Origin of the sequence: Streptomyces daqingensis (assembly GCF_014645895.1) — a bacterium.
Taxonomy (GTDB): Bacteria; Actinomycetota; Actinomycetes; order Streptomycetales; family Streptomycetaceae; genus Streptomyces; species Streptomyces daqingensis.
Map to the genome: position 1 here is coordinate 47,320 of NZ_BMMP01000021.1, position 19,362 is coordinate 66,681.

16 protein-coding genes are annotated in these 19,362 nt (G+C 70.7%); 10 read left to right on the forward strand and 6 right to left on the reverse strand.

Annotated elements, in window-relative coordinates; translation table 11 throughout:
• Nucleotides 1-206: 206 nt before the first annotated feature.
• Nucleotides 207-443 carry an antitoxin gene (locus IEY56_RS25025; protein ID WP_189039541.1) on the forward strand — a complete coding sequence of 79 codons (237 nt, stop codon included), beginning with the start codon at nucleotides 207-209 and terminating at the stop codon, nucleotides 441-443.
• 143 nt (nucleotides 444-586) lie between these two features.
• Here the strand turns inward: IEY56_RS25025 and IEY56_RS25030 are convergent, their stop codons facing one another.
• Both IEY56_RS25030 and miaB read right to left on the reverse strand, forming a co-directional pair.
• Nucleotides 587-1,330, reverse strand: a complete 744-nt coding sequence (locus tag IEY56_RS25030; RefSeq protein WP_189039542.1) for a class III extradiol dioxygenase subunit B-like domain-containing protein — start codon at nucleotides 1,328-1,330, stop codon at nucleotides 587-589.
• Nucleotides 1,331-1,615: 285 nt separating this feature from the next.
• The gene (miaB, locus tag IEY56_RS25035; protein WP_189039543.1) at nucleotides 1,616-3,106 is read right to left on the reverse strand and encodes a tRNA (N6-isopentenyl adenosine(37)-C2)-methylthiotransferase MiaB; all 1,491 of its coding nucleotides are present in this window, start codon (nucleotides 3,104-3,106) and stop codon (nucleotides 1,616-1,618) included.
• 78 nt (nucleotides 3,107-3,184) lie between these two features.
• Between miaB and IEY56_RS25040 the strand changes: the two genes are divergently transcribed.
• From IEY56_RS25040 to IEY56_RS25050, 3 genes are all read left to right on the forward strand, one after another.
• Nucleotides 3,185-4,204: a TAXI family TRAP transporter solute-binding subunit gene (locus IEY56_RS25040; protein ID WP_189039544.1), complete on the forward strand. Its 1,020-nt coding sequence runs from the start codon at nucleotides 3,185-3,187 to the stop codon at nucleotides 4,202-4,204.
• A 446-nt stretch (nucleotides 4,205-4,650) separates the two neighbouring features.
• Nucleotides 4,651-5,307 (forward strand): ClpP family protease, encoded by a 657-nt coding sequence (locus IEY56_RS25045; RefSeq protein WP_189039545.1) that lies wholly within the window; start codon nucleotides 4,651-4,653, stop codon nucleotides 5,305-5,307.
• Nucleotides 5,304-5,909, forward strand: coding sequence for a ClpP family protease (locus IEY56_RS25050; protein ID WP_189039546.1), 606 nt, complete (start codon nucleotides 5,304-5,306; stop codon nucleotides 5,907-5,909). The genes IEY56_RS25045 and IEY56_RS25050 overlap by 4 nt, the downstream gene beginning before the upstream one ends.
• An 84-nt stretch (nucleotides 5,910-5,993) precedes the next feature.
• Here IEY56_RS25050 and IEY56_RS25055 read toward each other — a convergent pair whose 3' ends face one another.
• Together IEY56_RS25055 and IEY56_RS25060 are read right to left on the reverse strand one after the other, a co-directional pair.
• Nucleotides 5,994-6,527, reverse strand: a complete 534-nt coding sequence (locus IEY56_RS25055; RefSeq protein WP_189039547.1) for a helix-turn-helix domain-containing protein — start codon at nucleotides 6,525-6,527, stop codon at nucleotides 5,994-5,996.
• 178 nt (nucleotides 6,528-6,705) lie between these two features.
• Entirely contained in the window at nucleotides 6,706-7,509 is an 804-nt protein-coding gene (locus tag IEY56_RS25060; RefSeq protein ID WP_373292182.1) for an NPP1 family protein, read from the reverse strand.
• A 403-nt stretch (nucleotides 7,510-7,912) separates the two neighbouring features.
• Here IEY56_RS25060 and IEY56_RS25065 point away from each other — a divergent pair, with 403 nt between their 5' ends.
• The gene (locus tag IEY56_RS25065; protein WP_189039548.1) at nucleotides 7,913-10,960 is read left to right on the forward strand and encodes an alpha-mannosidase; all 3,048 of its coding nucleotides are present in this window, start codon (nucleotides 7,913-7,915) and stop codon (nucleotides 10,958-10,960) included.
• A 166-nt stretch (nucleotides 10,961-11,126) separates the two neighbouring features.
• On the opposite strand, the gene IEY56_RS25070 is transcribed toward IEY56_RS25065, so the two are convergent.
• On the reverse strand, nucleotides 11,127-12,569 hold the full coding sequence (locus IEY56_RS25070) for a sensor histidine kinase (protein ID WP_189039549.1): 1,443 nt from the start codon (nucleotides 12,567-12,569) through the stop codon (nucleotides 11,127-11,129).
• A gap of 26 nt (nucleotides 12,570-12,595) precedes the next feature.
• Nucleotides 12,596-13,360, reverse strand: coding sequence for a response regulator transcription factor (locus IEY56_RS25075; RefSeq protein ID WP_189039550.1), 765 nt, complete (start codon nucleotides 13,358-13,360; stop codon nucleotides 12,596-12,598).
• 351 nt (nucleotides 13,361-13,711) lie between these two features.
• Here IEY56_RS25075 and IEY56_RS25080 point away from each other — a divergent pair, with 351 nt between their 5' ends.
• From IEY56_RS25080 to IEY56_RS25100, 5 genes are all read left to right on the forward strand, one after another.
• Nucleotides 13,712-14,488 carry an amino acid ABC transporter ATP-binding protein gene (locus IEY56_RS25080; RefSeq protein ID WP_045866239.1) on the forward strand — a complete coding sequence of 259 codons (777 nt, stop codon included), beginning with the start codon at nucleotides 13,712-13,714 and terminating at the stop codon, nucleotides 14,486-14,488.
• A 147-nt stretch (nucleotides 14,489-14,635) separates the two neighbouring features.
• Nucleotides 14,636-15,559 (forward strand): glutamate ABC transporter substrate-binding protein, encoded by a 924-nt coding sequence (locus tag IEY56_RS25085; RefSeq protein WP_189039551.1) that lies wholly within the window; start codon nucleotides 14,636-14,638, stop codon nucleotides 15,557-15,559.
• Between the two features lie 159 nt (nucleotides 15,560-15,718).
• A complete protein-coding gene (locus tag IEY56_RS25090) occupies nucleotides 15,719-16,366 on the forward strand; it encodes an amino acid ABC transporter permease (RefSeq protein WP_189039552.1) in 648 nt (215 codons plus the stop codon).
• Nucleotides 16,363-17,238, forward strand: coding sequence for an amino acid ABC transporter permease (locus IEY56_RS25095; protein ID WP_189039553.1), 876 nt, complete (start codon nucleotides 16,363-16,365; stop codon nucleotides 17,236-17,238). Before IEY56_RS25090 ends, IEY56_RS25095 begins: the two co-directional genes overlap by 4 nt.
• Nucleotides 17,239-17,537: 299 nt before the next feature.
• A complete protein-coding gene (locus tag IEY56_RS25100) occupies nucleotides 17,538-19,256 on the forward strand; it encodes an FAD-dependent monooxygenase (protein WP_189039554.1) in 1,719 nt (572 codons plus the stop codon).
• The last annotated feature ends 106 nt before the right edge of the window (nucleotides 19,257-19,362 follow it).

Here is a 19,362-nt window from a genome sequence, read left to right on the forward strand (position 1 = left end):
GCCGCCCGCCGGTGCCGCCTAGGCTGCCGGACCGGCGAGCGGGAGAGAAAGGCAGGAGGTCGGTGCCGCACCGGCGGCTGAGGACGAGAGCGAGGATCTCGGTTCCCGAGCCGGCGGTCGCCCGAGGCAGCCGCCGGCGGCGAAGCCGGCGACGCCCGCAACTGAAACGCCGCTCAGGCACACCGGACAGAAGGAAGGTGGCCACCATGGGCTTCATGGACAAGGTCAAGGGCATGCTGGGCCAGCACAGCGACAAGGTCTCCAAGGGCGTCGACAAGGCCGGCAAGATGGCCGACTCCAAGACCAAGGGCAAGTACAGCGACCAGATCCGGAGCTCCACCCAGAAGGCCAAGGACCAGGCCGAGAAGCTCGGCCGGCAGGACGGCGGCGGGAAGGGACGCGATTCCGGCGGGGGCCGCGGCAAGGGCCCCGGCGGAGCCTGACCAAGCAGCCAGGCAGCCAGGAGGCCAAGCGGACCGAACCGGCCGCCGAACGCCCAGGCACGCGGGCGTGGGCTCCGGAGTACCCCGGAGCACACGCCCGCTTCCGTACGAGCGGGTCGTAGGCGGCTCCCCGACGGCGCCCGTCAGCTCCAGCTGGCGACGAGGTACCCGACGCCGTACGGAGCCTCGTCGTAGAGCAGGCGCCCCTCGAATCCGCCGCCTGGTTCGGCGCCGGCCTCGCCCCTTCCGGCTGCCGCCGCGCCCGCGAGCACGTGCCAGCTCGAACGTCCGGACGCACCCAGTTCGTACCCGAGCTCCTCGTCCAGAGCGAGGAGCTGCTCCGGGCTCGCCTCGTCCAGCGCGCGGGCGGCACGGGCGTCGAACGCAGCGGCACGTTCGTCGAAGTAGCCGGGGGCCTTGAGGGTGCGGCAGTTCGTGCCGTCGCCCATCACGAGCAGGGCCAACCGCTCGTCCGAAGCGGACAGTTGGGCCCCGACGGTCTCGCACCGCTCCCTGTTCAGGGGCTCGCCGACGCCGAGGCCCTCGACGGGGGCGGCAGTCCACTCCGCGCGGCTCAGCAGCCACGCGCCGACGGCCAGGGACGAGGGCAGCGGGTGCGCGTCCGGGACCGGGTCGCCCTTGCCGAGCGTGACGTCCAGGTCGACTCCGAAGCCGCGGAAGGAACCGCGCGCCCCCTGGGCGTACGTTCCGCGCGCGGGGGGATCGGCCGGGCCGACGACCACGAGTTTCCCCGGGCGGGCCGCGGCGAGACGTCTCAGCGCTTCTTCGCAGGCCGCGCGGGCTGCGTCCATCTCGTGGGCCGCACCTCCCGCGACCTCGGGAACGAGCAGCGGCGGACAGGGGCATACGGCTGCGGCGACAAGCATGGCGCGCAGCTTAACGCCGTGAGTCGCTCTGCGTAACCGCTCGATCATCAGGTAATTACGGCGAGCGGTACGGGACCGGGAATCCGGCACGGTGCGGCGCCCGAAGTCTCACCCGTCGCGCTCGTGTACGAGTGCCGCCCCCGGTGCAGCCGATGTGGGCCGTACTCCCGCCCCCCTGCGAACGATGAACACCGCGTAGCCGCAGGTGACTTCACAAACCGGCGGTGGCGGTCTCCAGCGCCGTCCGCCGGTGGCGGACGTGACTCGGCCGTCCGGCTCCGCGCGTCAGCGGACTCCGCAGCCGCCGGTGTCGGCCGGAAGCGGCTCCGGGACGCCCACCGTCGGCAGCCCGAGCATGACGCCCTGCTGCTGCGCGCCCGTGGCGGGCGCCGCGTGCCGGGCCTCCCAGGCGTCGCCCGCGCGGGTGCGGCGCACGGAGAGCGGCGGGGCCTCCGCGAGCAGGTGGTGCGGTGCCGCGTAGGTGATCCCGACCGTCACCGTGTCGCCCGGGCGTACGGTCTCCTGCGGTGGCGCGAAGTGCACGAGCCTGTTGTCGGGGGCCCGCCCGGACAGCCGCTTCGTGGCGTTGTTCTTCCGGCCCTCGCCCTCCGCGACGAGCAGTTCCAGCGTCCGGCCGACCTGCTTCTTGTTCTCCTCCCAGGAGATCTCCTCCTGGAGTTCGACCAGGCGCTCGTACCGCTCCTGCACGACCTTCTTGGGGATCTGCCCGTCCATCTCGGCTGCGGGCGTCCCGGGGCGCTTGCTGTACTGGAACGTGAAGGCCTGCGCGAAGCGGGCCTCCCGTACGACGTGGAGCGTCTCCAGGAAGTCCTCCTCGGTCTCCCCTGGGAACCCCACGATGATGTCCGTGGTGATGGCCGCCTCCGGCATCGCGGCCCGCACCTTCTCGATGATGCTGAGGAAGCGCTCCTGGCGGTAGGAGCGCCGCATCGCCTTCAGCACCTTCGACGAGCCCGACTGCAACGGCATGTGGAGCTGCGGCATCACGTTCGGCGTCTCCGCCATTGCCGCGATCACGTCGTCGGTGAAGTCCCGGGGGTGCGGCGAGGTGAAGCGGACCCGCTCCAGTCCCTCGATGCGGCCGCAGGCGCGGAGCAGCTTGCTGAACGCCTCGCGGTCGCCGATGTCGGAGCCGTAGGCGTTGACGTTCTGCCCGAGCAGCGTGATCTCGCTGACGCCCTCGTCGACGAGGGCTTCGATCTCGGCGAGGATGTCGCCGGGACGGCGGTCCTTCTCCTTGCCGCGCAGCTGCGGAACGATGCAGAAGGTGCAGGTGTTGTTGCACCCGACGGAGACGGAGACCCACGCCGCGTAGGCGCTCTCGCGCCGCGTGGGCAGCGTCGAGGGGAACGCCTCCAGCGACTCGGCGACCTCCACCTGCGCCTCTTCGCGGATGCGGGCCCGCTCCAGCAGTACGGGCAGCTTCCCCACGTTGTGGGTGCCGAAGACGACGTCGACCCAGGGGGCCTTCTTCACGATCGTCTCGCGGTCCTTCTGCGCGAGGCAGCCGCCGACAGCGATCTGCATGCCGGGACGGGAGGCCTTCTTCGGCGCGAGCTGGCCGAGATTGCCGTACAGCCGGTTGTCGGCGTTCTCGCGCACCGCGCAGGTGTTGAAGACGACGACGTCGGCGCCGTCGGCGTCCCCGGGCGCGCGCACGTAACCCGCGTCCTCCAGCAGACCGGCCATCCGCTCGCTGTCGTGGACGTTCATCTGGCAGCCGAACGTCCGCAGCTGATATGTCTTCGCAGTCATCTCAGTCGACCAGGGTACGCGCTCCCTCAGGGCCCCCGCCCCTCGCTTACCGGGCCGCGGGCTGGCACGATCACGCGCATGTTCAGCTTCCGCCGCATCCTTCCCGGCACGGGCAGCGACCGCTCGCGCCGGCGCTCGCTGCTGCGTGCCGGAGCAGCGGCCGCCGTGGTGCTGTCCCTGCTGCTGTGGTGGCTGATCCCCGGCGGACGCTCAGCGCCCAGTGGCACCGTCTCGTTCGCCACGGGAGTCCCCACGGGTGTGTACGCGCGCTACGGCTCGCTCCTCAAGGAGCGCGTGGACCGCGAGATGCCGGGTGTCGACATGCGGCTGCTGCCCAGTCAGGGCTCTGTGCAGAACCTGGAGATGGTCTCGTCCGGCAAGGCGTCCTTCACGATCGCCGCCGCCGACGCGGTGGCCACCTACCGCGACGACGGGGAGAAGGGCGCCGGCCGGCTGCGCGCGTGTGCACGGCTGTACGACGACTACATGCAGCTCGTCGTCCCCGCGGGCTCTGCCGTGCGCAGTGCGAAGGACCTCGAGGGACTGCGCGTGGGCGTCGGCCAGGAGCGCTCCGGTGTGAATCTCATCGCGGGGAGGCTGCTGCGTGCTGCCGGGCTGGACGTCGACAAGGACGTGCACGCTGTGCGCGCGGGGATCGACCGGATGCCCGGCATGCTCGAGGAGGGGAAGCTCGACGCGTTCTTCTGGTCGGGCGGCCTGCCGACCAACGCGATCGAGGGCCTCGCCGCGAAGACCAACATCCAGCTCGTCCAGCTCGGCGACCTCGTACCGAAGCTGCACGCCCTCGAACCCGAGACCCGCTACTACCGGGCAGCGGTGATGCCTCCGGACGCGTACCCGGCCGTCCAGCAGGGCGAGCCGGTCAAGACGGTGGCAGTGGCCAATCTGCTGGTGACGACGGACCGTACGGACACCGCTTTGACGGAGGGTGTGACGCGGGCGGTCCTCAGGAGCCGCGACCAGATCGGCGACAAGGTCCACGCGGCGCAGAAGGTCGACCTGCGTACCGCGATCTACACGGCTCCGCTGGCGCTGCACGGGGGCGCGCGGGACTACTACCGCTCGGTCAAGCCGTAGCGCACTGTCCGTGCAGGCCCGACTCCAGGGACGGGCACTGCGGGGCGGGTACAGCGCCACGGTCGGGCTGGTATTCGGCCTATCTGAACGGACCGGCCCCGCGGAGGTCTCTGTTCTGTCATGCTCACCGCGACGGTTCGGCGAGACCGGAGCGCGCTGCCGACAGCCGCGACCGGTGCCCATCAAACTCCGAGTCGAGCAGGCCGCCGCCCCCATGGGCGGCCTGCTCGGCGGTCGGACAGCTGCACGCTCGACGGCCGGACAGTGCACCGCTTCCCGGCACCTCTGCCGTAGCACTCCTGCGTCGTGCCCCCGCCCTCGCAACTCTCCTTTCGCGCCTCTGCCTTCGGCGAATCTGCCGGGGGCCGAGAACTCTTGGGCAGGCACGGAACCCCGCCGAGTGTGGAGGACAGCGGCATCCCGGCCGCCCCACACATGGAGGAGCGATGGCCCTGCTGACGACCGGCCCGCAGCCGGTGCGCGACGCGCGAACCGCCGACGAGGACACTCCCCGCACCCGCTTCGACGACCACCTGGCGGAGCAGCTGGTCGCACAGCGCATCGTGCTGCTGGGCACGCAGGTCGACGAGGTATCCGCGAACCGGGTCTGCGCACAGCTGCTCATGCTGTCCGCCGAGGACCCGAGGACAGACATCTGCCTGTTGATCAACAGTCCCGGCGGCTCTGTCACGTCCGGCCTGGCGATCTACGACACGATGCAGCTCGTCCCCAACGACGTCTCGACTCTGGCCATGGGATTCGCCGCCAGCATGGGCCAGTTCCTGCTCACCGTCGGAGCGGCGGGAAAGCGCTTCGTGATGCCCAGCACGCGGATCATGATGCACCAGCCGTCCGCCGGGATCGGAGGACCGGCCGCCGACATCGCGATCCAGGCGGAGAACCTCGAGTTCATGAAGCGGACGATCGAACGGATCACCGCGTCGCACAGCGGTCAGGACGTCGGGACGATCTCCGAAGACAGCGACCGCGACCGCTGGTTCACGGCGGAGCAGGCGACTGAGTACGGACTGGCCGACCGCGTCGTCGAATCGCTCGCGGACGTCCGCCCGGCCCGCACGCAGCGACGGATGGGGCTGTCATGAGCCAGTACACGATCCCGACGGTCGTCGAACGCACGCCGCAGGGCGAGAGGGCGTACGACATCTACAGCCGGCTCCTGGCCGACCGCGTCATCTTCCTCGGCACGGAGATCGACGACGGAGTGGCGAACGTCGTCATCGCACAGCTCCTCCACCTGGAGGCGTCGAACCCGGAGCGGGAGGTGTCGATCTACATCAACTCGCCCGGCGGCTCGTTCACTTCGCTCATGGCGATCTACGACACGATGACGTTCGTCGGCGCCCCGATCTCCACGTTCTGCGTCGGTCAGGCCGCCTCCACCGCCGCGGTCCTGCTCGCGGGCGGCGACGCGGGGCGCCGCTTCGTCCTCGATCACTCGCGTGTGCTGCTGGGGCAGCCCGCGAGCGGCGGCCACCAGGGGACGGTCTCCGATCTCAGCCTGCAGGCCAAGGAGATGCTGCGCATCCGGTCCCAGGTCGAGGAGGTCCTCTCCAAGCACACACGCCACGACGTCGGGACCCTCCGCGCCGACATGGACCGCGACAAGGTGTTCACCGCTCACGAGGCGGTGGCGTACGGGCTCGCCGACGAGGTGCTCACGAAGCGCGCAGTAGCGGCTGCCTGACGCGACGTTCCGTCGCCGCCTTCAGTTTCGCCGCTCTCCGCCCTCCGCAACGTCGGGCGGAGGGCGGCGGCGCCGGACACGTCGTCAGGCGGCGAGGCGCATCTCCCCGTGCAGGGGGCTTGTACGGGCGCCGCTGCGCCGGGGGCCCACGGCGTCGGGCCGGCGCGCGAGGAACGAGGCGGTCGAAGCGGGCACCGTGCGCTGCGCCGACACCCGGGCGATCCCTGCGAGGCGCACCAGCTCCTCGTGTGCCAGGACGAGGAGGCCCGCGAGATCCAGGCCGAGCGCCCTCGCGGCTGCCGCGAGCACTTCGGACGACGCCTCCTTGAGACCGCGCTCCACCTCGGAGAGGTACGGCATCGAGATGCGGGCGGTCTCCGCCACGTCCTTGAGCGTGCGGTCCTGAGCGAGCCGTTCACGCCGCAGGACGTCGCCGACGACGTCCCTCCACAGGGGCTCCTTCACGGCAGCGGGACCACCAGGAACGGCGGGGCGCCCCGCCGCGGGGTCCCCGGGGCGCACGGGCGGGCGCCCCTGCCCGTGCGGTGGGTGCGGCGGCGCCGTCTCGGGCGGGCACAGAGGGATGACGCGGGCTCGTTTCGCGGCGTGTTGGGTCACCTTCCCAGCGTAGGAGCGCGGAGCTCCTGGGGAAGGCAGCAGCGGTCTGCCCTCGGCGAAACAGCGTTGCCGGCGCAGCCGCCGGACGCGCTCACGGCGGGCGGCGGCACCGCCCCTTGGCGGCGGACCGCCGGCTGTCGCACCCGTGCCCCGGCGGCCCGCCGGACTGGCCGCCGGATCAGGCGTCCGGGTCGAACGGGATGTCGTCCGGCTTGGCCTCGGCGAGGTGCGCGTTGAAGGTGTCGTCCTTGATGCCGAGTGTCGCGTCGCCGAAGTCCGCGGCCGTGAGCTTGTCGCGCACGCCCTCGGGGAAGCCGTTCCAGCCGACCAGGGTCGGGTACTGCCACGCGCCCTTGTGGTTCTCCGGGGGTTCGTCGCCTCCGTCGTTCTTGGCGGCCCGGAAGCAGTGCGTGCTCACCCCGTCCTTGTGGTAGACGACCTTCGGGTGCGTGCCGTCGAACGGCAGGTCCGCGGCCTTGTGGACGGCGAACCCGCCGTGCTGGGAGGTCGAGACGTACTCGGCCTTCCCGTCCTTCACCCACACCACGATGTGTTCCCAGTCGTGCCTGTGGCCGGCGCTGCCAGGGCCGAGGGAGACCTGGTCCTTCTCGAAGTAGGAGGCGTAGACGATGCCGCACCATCCGTTGTTGCACTTCTCGCGCGAGTAGTTGTTGGTGTTGTCGAGGTCGGATTCGTCGTGGCACTCGCCGTTGACGTCGCCGCCCAGCTTCAGCCCCTCGTTCAGCGTCCCGTCGGCGCCTATCGCGGGGGTGGCGTAGCAGCCGTCGGTGTCGTAGTCGTAGGCGGGCTGGAACGTCTTCTCGCGTTCCTCCGCGCCGGCCGGCAGCGCCGGCGGTGGTCCCTCGACGGCTGAGGCGGGGAACGCGAGCAGTGCCAGGACGGCGGCGGTTCCCGCGGCTCCGGCGATCGACAGCCGCCTCAGCCGCCGGCGCGCGGGCTCCGGGCCGGTGGTCTTCTCCACGTTGCGTCCTCCTCATCGGCCCGGCAGGGCCCGGAACTCCGTACCGAACTGAACTGAACGGACTGGGTTGGCATGCGCATGATTGCCGCGGGCGAAACATCCTCCGCCTCGTGGGCACCGCACCACAAGGCGCCGGAGCGTCCGCGCGTGATGCCAGGGGCAGTTCGACGCTGAGGAATCCGCGTCTCTCCGGCAGAGGCGCACCCGGCAGATCGCGCCGGCCCCAACAGGCGGACCGCGGCGAGCCGTTCGCCGTCGCTACCAGCGGCCCTCTCACCGAACGGACCGGCAGCGGTGTGCCCTTACGCCACCGCAGGCCGAATCACAAGCGCTATCTTCGCGGCGCGCATGATGGCAGGGTCCCTACCAGGAGGAATGAGGATCCACAGATCGGAGCAGCCGCATGCACGACGACCGCCGCATCGTTGAGGACCGACTGCGCCGCGTCCTGAACGAGCGCATCAGGCCCGCGGTGTACAGCAGCCCCGTACCCCTGACCCTCGGGCGCTGGGACGCACCCGGCGAGCCCGTTCCTGTGGACGAGGGCCTCAACGCGTCCTACGAGCCCGCGAAGGCAGGACAGCGGTGGGGACCCGCGTGGGGCACCACCTGGTTCCGCGTCACCGGGCGCGTCCCGCAGGAGTGGCGGGGCCGGACCGTCGAGGCGGTGCTGGACCTCGGTTTCGACCGGAACATGCCCGGCTTCCAGTGCGAGGGCCTGGTCTACCGCGCGGACGGCGAGGCCGTGAAGGCGCTCAACCCGCGCAACGACTGGGTGCGCATCGCCGATTCGGCGGCGGGCGACGAAGAGATCGAGCTGTTCGTCGAGGCCGCTGCCAACCCGATCGTCAACACCCCGCAGACGCCCACGTACCAGGGCGACAAGCTCACCGCCAGCGACCGTCCGCTCTACCGGCTGCGGCGCATGGAGATCGCGGTCTTCGAGGAAGAGGTCTGGGAGCTGGTCCAGGACCTCGAAGTGACCGGATCGCTGATGCGGGAGCTGCCCCTCGAGGACGCGCGGCGCTGGGAACTGCTGCGTGCCGTCGAGGACGCGCTGGACGCCCTCGACCTCCATGACATCGTTGGCACCGCCTCCGCCGCCCGCGCCGCACTCAGCAGGGTGCTGTCCACGCCGGCGCGCCCGTCGGCCCACCGCATCAGTGCCGTCGGGCACGCGCACATCGACTCCGCGTGGCTCTGGCCCGTCCGCGAGACGGTGCGGAAGGTCGCCCGTACGGCTTCCAACATGGTCAACCTCATGGACGACCACCCCGAGTTCATCTTCGCCATGTCGTCCGCGCAGCAGCTGGCCTGGATCAAGGAGCACCGGCCGGAGGTCTACGCGAAGGTCAAGAAGAAGGTCGCGGACGGCCAGTTCGTGCCGGTCGGCGGTATGTGGGTGGAGTCCGACACGAACATGGTCGGCGGCGAGGCCATGGTGCGGCAGTTCCTCTACGGAAAGCGGTTCTTCCTCGACGAGTTCGGCGTGGAGACCAAGGAGGTGTGGCTGCCCGACTCCTTCGGCTACACGGCGGCCATGCCGCAGATCGTGAAGCTGGCGGGAGCGAAGTGGTTCCTGACCCAGAAGATCTCCTGGAGTGAGACGAACAAGTTCCCCCACCACTCCTTCTGGTGGGAGGGCATCGACGGCACGCGGGTCTTCACGCACTTCCCGCCGGTCGACACCTACAACTCCGATCTCGGCGGCGAGGAGATGGCGCACGCCGCCCGCAACTACCAGGAGAAGGGCGGCGCCACGCGCTCGCTCGCTCCCTTCGGCTGGGGCGACGGGGGCGGCGGTTCCACGCGCGAGATGCTCGCCCGCGCCGAGCGGCTGAAGGACCTCGAGGGCTCGCCGCGCGTGACCATCGAGAAGCCTTCGGCCTTCTTCTCGAAGGCGGAGGAGGAGTACGCGCAGAAGGCGCCCGTGTGGGCGGGCGAGCTCTACCTGGAGCTGCACAGGGGCACGTACACCTCGCAGGCCAAGACCAAGCAGGGCAACAGGCACAGCGAATCCCTGCTGCGCGAGGCCGAGTTGTGGGCTGCGACGGCCGCGGTGCGGACAGGGCACACCTATCCGTACGAGCAGCTCGACGCGTTGTGGAAGACGGTGCTGCTGCACCAGTTCCACGACATCCTGCCGGGTTCGTCGATCGCCTGGGTGCACCGTGAGGCCCGTGAGACCTACGCCCGGGTGAAAGCGGAGCTCGAAGGGATCATCGGGGAGGCGCAGGCCGCCCTCGCCGGGGAGGGCGACGTCCCGCTCGTCTTCAACGCTGCCCCGCACGCGAGGGACGGCGTCCCCGCGGGCGGAGCAGCGCCTGCCCGGGAGCGCGCCGGCGGCACACCCGTGTCGGCCGAGGAGCGTCCCGGCGGGGGCTGGGTCCTCGCCAACGGGCTGCTCCGGATCGAGGTGGACGCGCGCGGTCTGGTCGTATCGGCATACGACAAGGAAGCGCAGCGAGAGAACGTCGCGCCCGGCGGTGCGGCCAACCTGCTGCAGGTGCACCCCGACTTCCCCAACCACTGGGACGCCTGGGACGTCGACGCCTTCTACCGCCACAACGTCACCGACCTCACGGACACCGACGAACTGACGCTGGCGGAGTCCGGCGAGGAGCGTGCCACCGTGCGTGTGGCCCGCACCTTCGGAGGCTCCTCCGTGGTGCAGCGGCTCACGCTGCGCGCGGGCGCGAAGGTGCTGGACGTCGAGACCGAGGTGGACTGGCACGAGACGGAGAAGTTCCTGAAGGCCGCCTTCCCGCTGGACGTGAAGGCCGACCGCTCCGCGTCCGAGACGCAGTTCGGGCACGTCTTCCGCCCCACGCACACCAACACCTCGTGGGAGACCGCCAAGTTCGAGATCTGCGCCCACCGCTGGCTCCACGTGGAGGAGCCCGGCTGGGGTGCCGCCGTCGTGAACGACTCGACGTACGGGCACGACGTCACGCGCGAAGTCCGCTCCGACGGCGGCCAGACGACCACTGTCCGGCTGTCGCTGCTGCGGGCGCCCCGTTACCCGGACCCCGAGACGGACCAGGGAACGCACACACTGCGCTTCGCGTTCGCGCCGGGTGCCACGCTGGGCGACGCCGTGCGGGAGGGCCACTGGATCAACCTTCCGGAGCGTACGGTGGCGGGCTCCGGCAGCGGCGTCGCGCCGCTGGTCGGCGTGGACAACGACCAGGTCGTCGTCGAAGCCGTCAAGCTCGCCGAGGACCGCAGCGGTGACCTCGTGGTGCGGCTCTACGAGTCGCACGGCGGGCGCGCGCGGACGGTGCTCTCCACCGGCACCCCGGTCACGTCCGTGACGGAGACGGATCTGCTGGAGCGGCCCCTCGCGGATGCCGAGGCGCGGGAGCTGACCGCGGACGGCACGGTCGAGGTCGCGCTGCGTCCCTTCCAGATCCTCACCCTCCGGCTGGGCAGGCAGACGGCCCAGCAGTAGGACGGTTCGCTGCCGGGACGGCGTCCGGACCGCGTCGCCATACGCGCGTCCCAGCCGTCCCGGCAGTGCGATCCGGAAGTTCCAGCAGTGACAACCGGCAGTCCGTCCGGGCCGGTCAGGTCCTCGGCCCGCCCGGACCGGTCAGGTTCTCCATCGTTTGGACCGGTCAGCTTTTCGGCTTCTCCTGGCCGCTCCCCCGACGGCCTGGCGGGTCGTCCGGTGAGGGCTTCGTACGCGGCACGGTGATCACCACGCGCAGGCCGCGCGGCTCGTTGCGCCGGTAGGCGATGCGCGCCCCTCCGGAGGCCAGCAGCGCCTGCGTGATGGACAGGCCCAGCCCCGACCCCGACACGTTCTGGTGCCGGCTGCTGCGCCAGAAGCGGTCGCCGATGCGCTCCATCTCCTCCTCGCTGAGGCCCGGCCCGCCGTCCGCGACGGTGAGCGTGACCTGGTCCCCCTCGGACGCGACGCCCACTGTGACCGGCCCGCCCTCGGGTGTGAACTTCAGGGCGTTGTCGACCACCGCGTCGAGCGCGCTGGACAGTGCGACGGGATCGGCCCAGCCGGTTGCGGCGGCGGAACCCTCCGACGTCAGCCGGACGCCCTTCCGCTCAGCGACGGGACGCCACGCCGCCACGCGTTCCGCCGCCAGCTCGGCCACGTCGGTCAGCCGCAGGTCGGCCGGTGCGTGCTCGGCCAGCGCCAGGTCGAGCAGGTCGTCCAGTACCCGGGCGAGGCGCTTGCCCTCGGACTGGACGGACTCGAACTCCTCGTTCGCTTGCGGCAGTTCGAGTCCCAGCAGTTCGATGCGCAGCAGCAGGGCAGCAAGCGGATTGCGCAACTGGTGCGACGCGTCCGCCACGAACGCCCGCTGCTGCTCCAGTACGTCCTCGACGTTGTCGGCCATCTCGTTGAACGAGCGGGCCAGCCGCCTCAGCTCTGGCGGTCCTTCGGAGACGGCCACCCGTGACTTGAACTTCCCCAGCGCGATCTCGTGGGCGGCCCTGTCCAGCGTGCGCACGGGCCGCAGCACCCAGCCCGTCAGCCGCAGGGCGAGTCCGACGGCCAGCAGCATCGCGGCGAACTCGCCCACGGCGATCGGCAGCCAGTCCCGCACGATCCGGGAACGCAACTGCCCGGTCGGCGAGTCGGTCAGTACGACGGCTGCCACGTCGCCGTCCCGGATGACGGGCGAGGCGACGGCGATTCGCGCGTCCCCCTGCCACGGCCACACCTGAGCGGGGTCGTGGCTGCGGCGCCCCGCCAGCGCCTCGGCGAAGGCGTCGGAGCCCTGGCCGTCCTCGGGGACCTGCCAGCCCTCCGGCGCGACCCCCATAGGGCGGCCGTCGCGGAGAAAGACACCGACGTCGATGCCGTACAGGTCGTGGTAGCGGTCGAGCTCGTCCTGGAGGATCTCGCGGCGTTCGTCGTCCCCGCTGGACGTCGCGACGAACTGCGCGAGCGCGGCGAAGCGCGCGGTGTCGTCGATCCTGTCCACCACCACGCGCTGCTGCTGCGCGGCGGCCTGGCTGGCCGCGAGGGGGAAGCCCAGGGCGAGGAGCACACCCGCCAGGAGGACGAGCAGCAGCGGTAGCAGACGGGCATGCATCGCGGATCCCTGCCGGCCCCGGTCGCCTAGGCCGTCTGCGACGGCACGACGAGCCGGTAGCCCACGCCCCGCACCGTCTCGATCAGCGCGGGCTGCTGCATCTTCGAGCGCAGGGAGGCGATGTGCACCTCCAGCGTCCGTCCGGTGCCCTCCCAGCTGGTGCGCCAGACCTCGCTGATGATCTGCTCGCGCCGGAAGACGACCCCCGGCCGCTGCGCCAGCAGCGCCAGCACCTCGAACTCCTTGCGGGTGAGAGCGACAGGAACACCCTCGACGTAGACCTGGCGCATGGACAGCTCGATGGTGACCGGCCCCAGCCGGAGCGTGCGGTCCGCGGCGGCGGAGCCGCCGGCGGCGCCCGTGCCCCCCAGCGCGCCCGGTGCGCCGGAGCCGTTGCCGGAGGTGTCGCCGCTGTCCTCGGGCGCCGCGCGGCGGCTGACCGCGTGGATGCGCGCCAGGAGTTCGCCTGTGTCGTAGGGCTTGACCACGTAGTCGTCGGCGCCCAGGTTCAGGCCGTGGATCCGGGACCGGACCCCGCCGCGGGCGGTCACCATGATCACGGGGGTGGAGCTGATCTTCCGGATGCGCCCGCAGACCTCGAAGCCGTCCTGGTCGGGGAGGCCGAGATCGAGGAGGACGACACCGAAGGGAGGGGCGTCGTCGGCGGGCAGCAGTTCCCGAAGCGCCTCCTCGCCGCTGCGGGCGTGGACCACATCGAAGCCGTGCCGTTCCAGCACCGCTGAGAGCGCCGCGGCGACGTGGTTGTCGTCCTCGACGAGCAGCAGCCTCACTCCGGCCTCCCTTCGAATAGTCGTGCCTGCCGTTCGGCGAGTCTGCACCGGCACTGCATCCACGCGCATTCGCGCAGGTGAGTCAAGGGGCTTCCGGTGACGCGGAACGTACCGTTATGCAGCCGGTACGACACAGTGCGCAATTCCCCCGCCGCCCTTGCACCGTCCTCCCGGGGCCCGCCTCCGTGGCGTCCCCAGTGGCACAAGCAGCCCCGTAGCCTGGGCAGGCGCTCGCACAGTGTGCCGTTTCGCGACGCGATCGTTATGCTCAATTTCCCCTCAGATGTAATGACGCTGGTGGCAGTCGCTCATTAGTGTCCTCGCAACCGACGAGGACGGAGCTACACGCCGATGAGCGAAGTATCGGTGACCAAGGACGCCGCGCCGGCCGCGGACGACCTGGTCGTACTGGACAACGTCAACAAGCACTTCGGCGCGCTTCATGTGCTCCAGGACATCGACCTGACCATCTCCCGCGGGGAGGTCGTCGTCGTCATCGGGCCCTCGGGGTCCGGCAAGTCCACGCTGTGCCGCACCATCAATCGCCTCGAGACGGTCGACTCGGGCAGCATCTCCATCGACGGCAAGCCGCTGCCCCAGGAGGGCAAGGCGCTGGCCAAGCTGCGCGCGGACGTCGGGATGGTCTTCCAGGCGTTCAATCTCTTCGCGCACAAGACGGTGCTCGAGAACGTGATGCTCGGACAGACCAAGGTCCGCCGCACGGACAAGCAGGAGGCCGAGAAGAAGGCACGGGCTCTGCTGGACCGCGTGGGCGTGGGGAACCAGGCGGACAAGTACCCGGCGCAGCTCTCCGGAGGCCAGCAGCAGCGCGTGGCCATCGCCCGCGCGCTCGCCATGGACCCCAAGGTGATGCTCTTCGACGAGCCCACCTCCGCGCTCGACCCCGAGATGATCAACGAGGTCCTCGAGGTCATGAAGCAGCTCGCCGACGAAGGCATGACGATGGTCGTCGTCACCCACGAGATGGGCTTCGCGCGCTCGGCCGCGAACAGGGTCGTCTTCATGGCGGACGGCCGCATCGTCGAGGAGGCGACACCGGACCAGTTCTTCAACAACCCTCGCAGCGACCGCGCGAAGGACTTCCTCGCGAAGATCCTCCACCACTGACGTGTCCGCCGAGCGGAGGGCCGCGATCCAGACTGGCCCAGGCGCATGCGACCGCCGACAGGCTTCCCGCACCCCCGGCTCTCACCCCACCGACAGCCGGACCGCCGGACGCCCCCACGCACCGATACCGAGCAAGGGATGTTTCTCATGAAGTTCCGCAAGAGCGCCGCTTCGGCGGCCGTGGTCCTCTCCGTCGTCCTCTCCGCCGCCGCCTGCGGCGGCAAGGAGGGCCCCGCTGGTGACAAGCCGGGCGGCGACACCGACAAGAAGGCTCTGCCGACTTACAAGGTCGCCAAGGACGTCGACGTCGACTCCCCCGTGATCAAGAAGGCGCAGAAGCGCGGCAAGCTGATCATCGGCGCCAAGTCCGACCAGCCCTACCTCGGCTTCCAGGACCCCTCCTCCAAGGAGTACGAGGGCTTCGACATCGAGGTCGCCAAGATGGTCGCGGCGGACCTGGGTTTCGACCCGGAGAAGGAGATCCAGTTCAAGACGATCGACTCCTCGGTCCGTGAGACCGCGATCTCCAAGGGCCAGGTCGACCTGATGGTCGGCACCTACACCATGAACGACGAGCGCAAGAAGCAGGTCAGCTTCGCGGGCCCGTACTACATGGCCGGCCAGGACCTGCTGGTCCGCAAGGACGAGAAGTCCATCAAGGGCCCGGACAGCATCAAGGGCAAGAAGGTCTGCTCGATCACCGGCTCGACGCCGCTGCAGAACATCAAGGACAACAAGTCGAAGTACGGCGCGACGGCCGTCGAGTTCGGCAAGTACACCGACTGCGTCAAGCAGCTGCTCGACGGCCAGGTCGACGCCATGACCACCGACGACGCCATCCTCAAGGGCTACGCCGCCGAGCGTCCCACCAAGCTCAAGGTCGTCGGGGAGACCTTCAGCGAGGAGCCGTACGGCATCGGCCTGAAGAAGGACGACAAGGCGCTGCAGGAGGCCGTGCTCGACGCCGTCGAGGCGCACCAGAAGGACGGCAGCTACAAGAAGGCGTACGACGCGACGCTGGGCCGCTCCGGCTCCAAGTTCGAAGAGCCCCCGGCCCTCGAGCGCGGCTGAGTCCGCGCCTGCGGGGCCTGACGGCGCGCCGCGCCCCGTGAACGCTGCCGGCGCGCCGCAAGCCCTGCCGGCCACCGGCGTCACCCGCCGTCCCGTACGCCCGCCTCGCGGGCGGGCGTACGGGACGCGGCATTTCCCTGACCGCCCAGCGGAGACCCTATGAATGTTCTGCTCGATCACCTGGACCTGTTCCGCGACGGATTCATCGGAACGGTCTCACTGACCGCGACCAGCGCTCTGCTGGCACTCGTGCTGGGCGTGCTGATAGCCGGCTTCCGGGTCTCACCCGTGCCGCCCCTGCGCGTCTTCGGCACCGTGTGGGTGACGCTGCTGCGCAACACCCCGCTGACGCTGCTGTTCCTCGTCGCCTTCTTCGTCCTGCCGCAGGTCGTCTTCCCCGGCATCAGCTCGTACGTCCTGGGCGTGCTGGCGCTGGGCCTCTACACGTCGGCGTTCGTCTGCGAGGCGGTCCGCTCAGGCATCAGCACCGTGCCTCTCGGACAGGCGGAGGCGGCTCGCAGCCTCGGCATGACCTTCGTACAGACCCTCCGGATGGTCGTACTGCCGCAGGCGACCCGGACGGTGCTGCCGCCTCTCAGCAGCATCATCATCGCGCTGACGAAGAACTCGGCCATCGCCGGCGCCTTCAACAACCCCGAACTCTTCAGCGTGCAGAAGGTGCTGAGCGACAAGGGCTTCAACGTCATGGTCATCTTCGTCTGGGTGGCCCTCGCCTACCTCGTCCTCGTCTTCGCGATCAGCGGTCTCTTCCGCTTGCTGGAGCGCCGTCTGGAGGTCGCCCGATGAGCTCGTCCGTCCTCTTCGACGCACCCGGGCCCAAGGCCCGCATGCGCAACCGCCTGTACGCCGTGATCGGCTCGGCCGGCCTTGTGGCGCTCCTGGGCTTCGTCGTCTACCGGCTCGCCGCCAAGGGCCAGTTCGACGGCGCCATGTGGGACATCTTCAACTACGCGGGCGTCCGCAACTCCATCGTCACGGGTCTCGTCAGCACGCTCCAGGCGTTCGCCATGGCCGGGGTGCTGTCGCTCGTCCTCGCGGTGCTGCTGGCCGTGGCGCGGCTGTCGGACCACAAGCCCGTCAGCTGGGTCGCCACCGGCATCATCGAACTCTTCCGGGCCGTACCGCTGCTGATCACCATCTACGTGCTGTGGGTGGGCTTCTTCACCAGCGAGCCGCTGTGGGCCGTCGTCATCGGGCTCACGCTCTACAACGGCGCCGTACAGGCCGAGGTGCTGCGTGCGGGCATCGTCGCCGTGCCGAAGGGGCAGAGCGAAGCCGCGTACGCCCTGGGCATGAGCAAGACCCAGGTCATGACGACGGTGCTGATCCCGCAGGCCGTGCGGTCGATGCTGCCGACGATCGTCAGCCAGCTCGTGGTGACCCTCAAGGACACGTCGCTGGGCTTCGTCATCACGTACGAGGAACTGCTCTACGCCGGACGTCAGATGGCCAGCACCATCCTCGTCGACGGTGAGAACCCCTACGTTCCGGTCGTCCTGGTCTTCGGTGCCATCTACGTCGCCATGTGCCTCGCCCTTTCCGCGCTGGCCAACTGGATCGAGCGGCGCGGACGCCGCACGAAGACCGGCATCAAGGTCGCCGAAGCCCAGAAGGCGACGCCCGACATGGGCAACGCGGGCGGAGGGGCCGCGGTCTGACGGGCAGTCCCCGACCGCTTACTCCGGCGGGGACAGAGCAGTGTACGGACAAGGCGGGGGCGGAGGCCCGGACAGATCATGACAAGTCCGGGCCTCCGCCCCCGCAGCTTGACGGGTGACCTTGCACTGGGTTGCATACATTGCGTGATCGCTCACGAGGCTCCACCTGTGCCGACTCCCCCTTCGCCCGCCGCTCGCGCGGCACGGGTGACGCACGGTGCGGGGCGCCTGGCGCACACCTGCCGCAAGAGCCTGTCCGGCACGCCGACCGGAGCCGGGATCCGCACGGTGACGCGCGCGTGACCGAGTCCGAAGTCATCGTCGTCGGCGCCGGACCGACCGGCCTCGCCCTCTCGCTGGCCCTCGCCAGGTACGGGGTGCCTTCCCTCGTCCTCGACAACGGGGACGGCGAGGTGACGGCGCGGGCAGCCCGCACCTGCGTGCTGCGTCCCGACACGGCGGCATGGCTTCCCTCTGCCCCGGGAGCCGCCGTCCCCGCCGCCCGCTGGACTTCGTGGCGCGCACGGCGCCGCCGCCAGACCATCCACCAGAAGGAACTCGACGAGACGACCGCCCCCTTCCACGTCGAACAGCACGCGCTGGAACGGGCACTGCGCGCGGCACTCGCGCAGGAGAAGCTGGCACGCGTCATGCCGGGCAGCCATCTGGACATCCTCGAGCAGGACGCGGCGGGGGTCACCGCGCACACGCGCCCGCGCGCCAGGGACGGCGGTGACGGCCACGGCGGCGGGACGTGGTGGCGCGGCAGCTACCTGGTGGGCTGTGACGGTGCGCGCTCTACCGTGCGGAAGCTGCTGGGGGTGCCCTTCGCCGGACGTACGGCAGTGGAGCGGCACGCGGTCGCCGCTCTGCGGACGCGGCTCCCGTGGGAGTCGGAGGCGCTGCTGGACCGCGATCTGGACGGCGGGATGAGGGAGGTCACCGCGCGCCCGCTGCCCGGCGGGGTGTGGCGGCTCGACTGGCTGCTGCCGGCGCGAGGCGACCTCGTCACGCCGGAAGCGCTGCTGGACCGCGTCCATTCGACGCTTGCCCACTGGAACCGCGAGAGCGGAGCCGGCAGCTCCGGCAAGGGCGCGGCGGGCGGCGACCCTGACGCCGCGGCGTCCGGCCCGTACGAGCTCCTGGACACGGGAGTGCACACCTCGCATCAGCGGCTTGCCCGGCGGTGGCGTGTGGGGCGTGCCTTTCTCGCGGGGGACGCTGCACATCTGGTGGGCGCTCTCGGAGTGCAGTCCGTGGACGAGGGACTGCGGGACGCCGCCAACCTCGCGTGGAAGCTCGCCCTGGTGTGGCACGAGATGGGCGGAGTGCGCGGGCCGCACGTCGACCGGGACGCCGTCGATGTAGTGCTCGACAGCTACGAGTCGGAGCGGCGCGGCGCCGTCGGCTCCCGGCTGCGCGCGGTCGATCAGGCGCTGCCGCTGGTACGCCGGGAAGGCGGCGGACTACGGGCCATCCTCCCCGGCGGCGGTGCGCGTACGCCGCTGGAGCTGCTGACGGACGGGCACCTCGGGCAGGGACTGCTGGGCTCGCCCGCGGCCTACAGAAGCTCATCGCTGGCCCCGGCACGGGGCACCGTCGACTCGGTGGGTGTCGCCACACAGCCGGGGGAGCTCGTGCGCGACGTACCGGTGATCGCCCTGGACGGCGAACGGGGCCGGCTGCGCGAGCGGCTGTGCGGCAACGGGGGCGAGCTGCTTGTGGTGCTCGTCGCCCCGGGGACCGGGGTGTGGGACAGCAGGCACTGGCTGTCCGCCGGGATAATGCCCGAACTCGCCGCGGCCGTGGGGGCGTTGCCGCTGAAGGCCGAGCTGCTGGTGACGGAGGATTACCCGGGCGCCGCCCCACACACTGTGCTGGTGATACGGCCCGACGGTCACCTGGTGACGGCCCTGCCGGCGCCCCGCATCGCGCAACTGCGCGCGTGCGCGGACGCGTTGCGCGGCGGGCCCTTCACCAGAGCGCGCTCCCCTGCCTCGCGGGACGCACGCCGGTAGCGAGTGCCGCCGGGCCCGCGCGCACATCGGGGTGGAGCCCGATCGGGCGTGGACGTCGTCCTACGGCACCGGACAGTCGGGTACGCGGGACGCGCTCTCGGCGCCG

Coding starts and splice junctions, on each gene's coding strand:
- IEY56_RS25025 (WP_189039541.1), top strand. CDS start 207: ATGGGCTTCATGGACAAGGTCAAGGGCATGCTGGGCCAGCACAGCGAC.
- IEY56_RS25030 (WP_189039542.1), bottom strand. CDS start 1,330: ATGCTTGTCGCCGCAGCCGTATGCCCCTGTCCGCCGCTGCTCGTTCCC.
- miaB (WP_189039543.1), bottom strand. CDS start 3,106: ATGACTGCGAAGACATATCAGCTGCGGACGTTCGGCTGCCAGATGAAC.
- IEY56_RS25040 (WP_189039544.1), top strand. CDS start 3,185: ATGTTCAGCTTCCGCCGCATCCTTCCCGGCACGGGCAGCGACCGCTCG.
- IEY56_RS25045 (WP_189039545.1), top strand. CDS start 4,651: ATGGCCCTGCTGACGACCGGCCCGCAGCCGGTGCGCGACGCGCGAACC.
- IEY56_RS25050 (WP_189039546.1), top strand. CDS start 5,304: ATGAGCCAGTACACGATCCCGACGGTCGTCGAACGCACGCCGCAGGGC.
- IEY56_RS25065 (WP_189039548.1), top strand. CDS start 7,913: ATGCACGACGACCGCCGCATCGTTGAGGACCGACTGCGCCGCGTCCTG.
- IEY56_RS25070 (WP_189039549.1), bottom strand. CDS start 12,569: ATGCATGCCCGTCTGCTACCGCTGCTGCTCGTCCTCCTGGCGGGTGTG.
- IEY56_RS25080 (WP_045866239.1), top strand. CDS start 13,712: ATGAGCGAAGTATCGGTGACCAAGGACGCCGCGCCGGCCGCGGACGAC.
- IEY56_RS25085 (WP_189039551.1), top strand. CDS start 14,636: ATGAAGTTCCGCAAGAGCGCCGCTTCGGCGGCCGTGGTCCTCTCCGTC.
- IEY56_RS25090 (WP_189039552.1), top strand. CDS start 15,719: ATGAATGTTCTGCTCGATCACCTGGACCTGTTCCGCGACGGATTCATC.
- IEY56_RS25095 (WP_189039553.1), top strand. CDS start 16,363: ATGAGCTCGTCCGTCCTCTTCGACGCACCCGGGCCCAAGGCCCGCATG.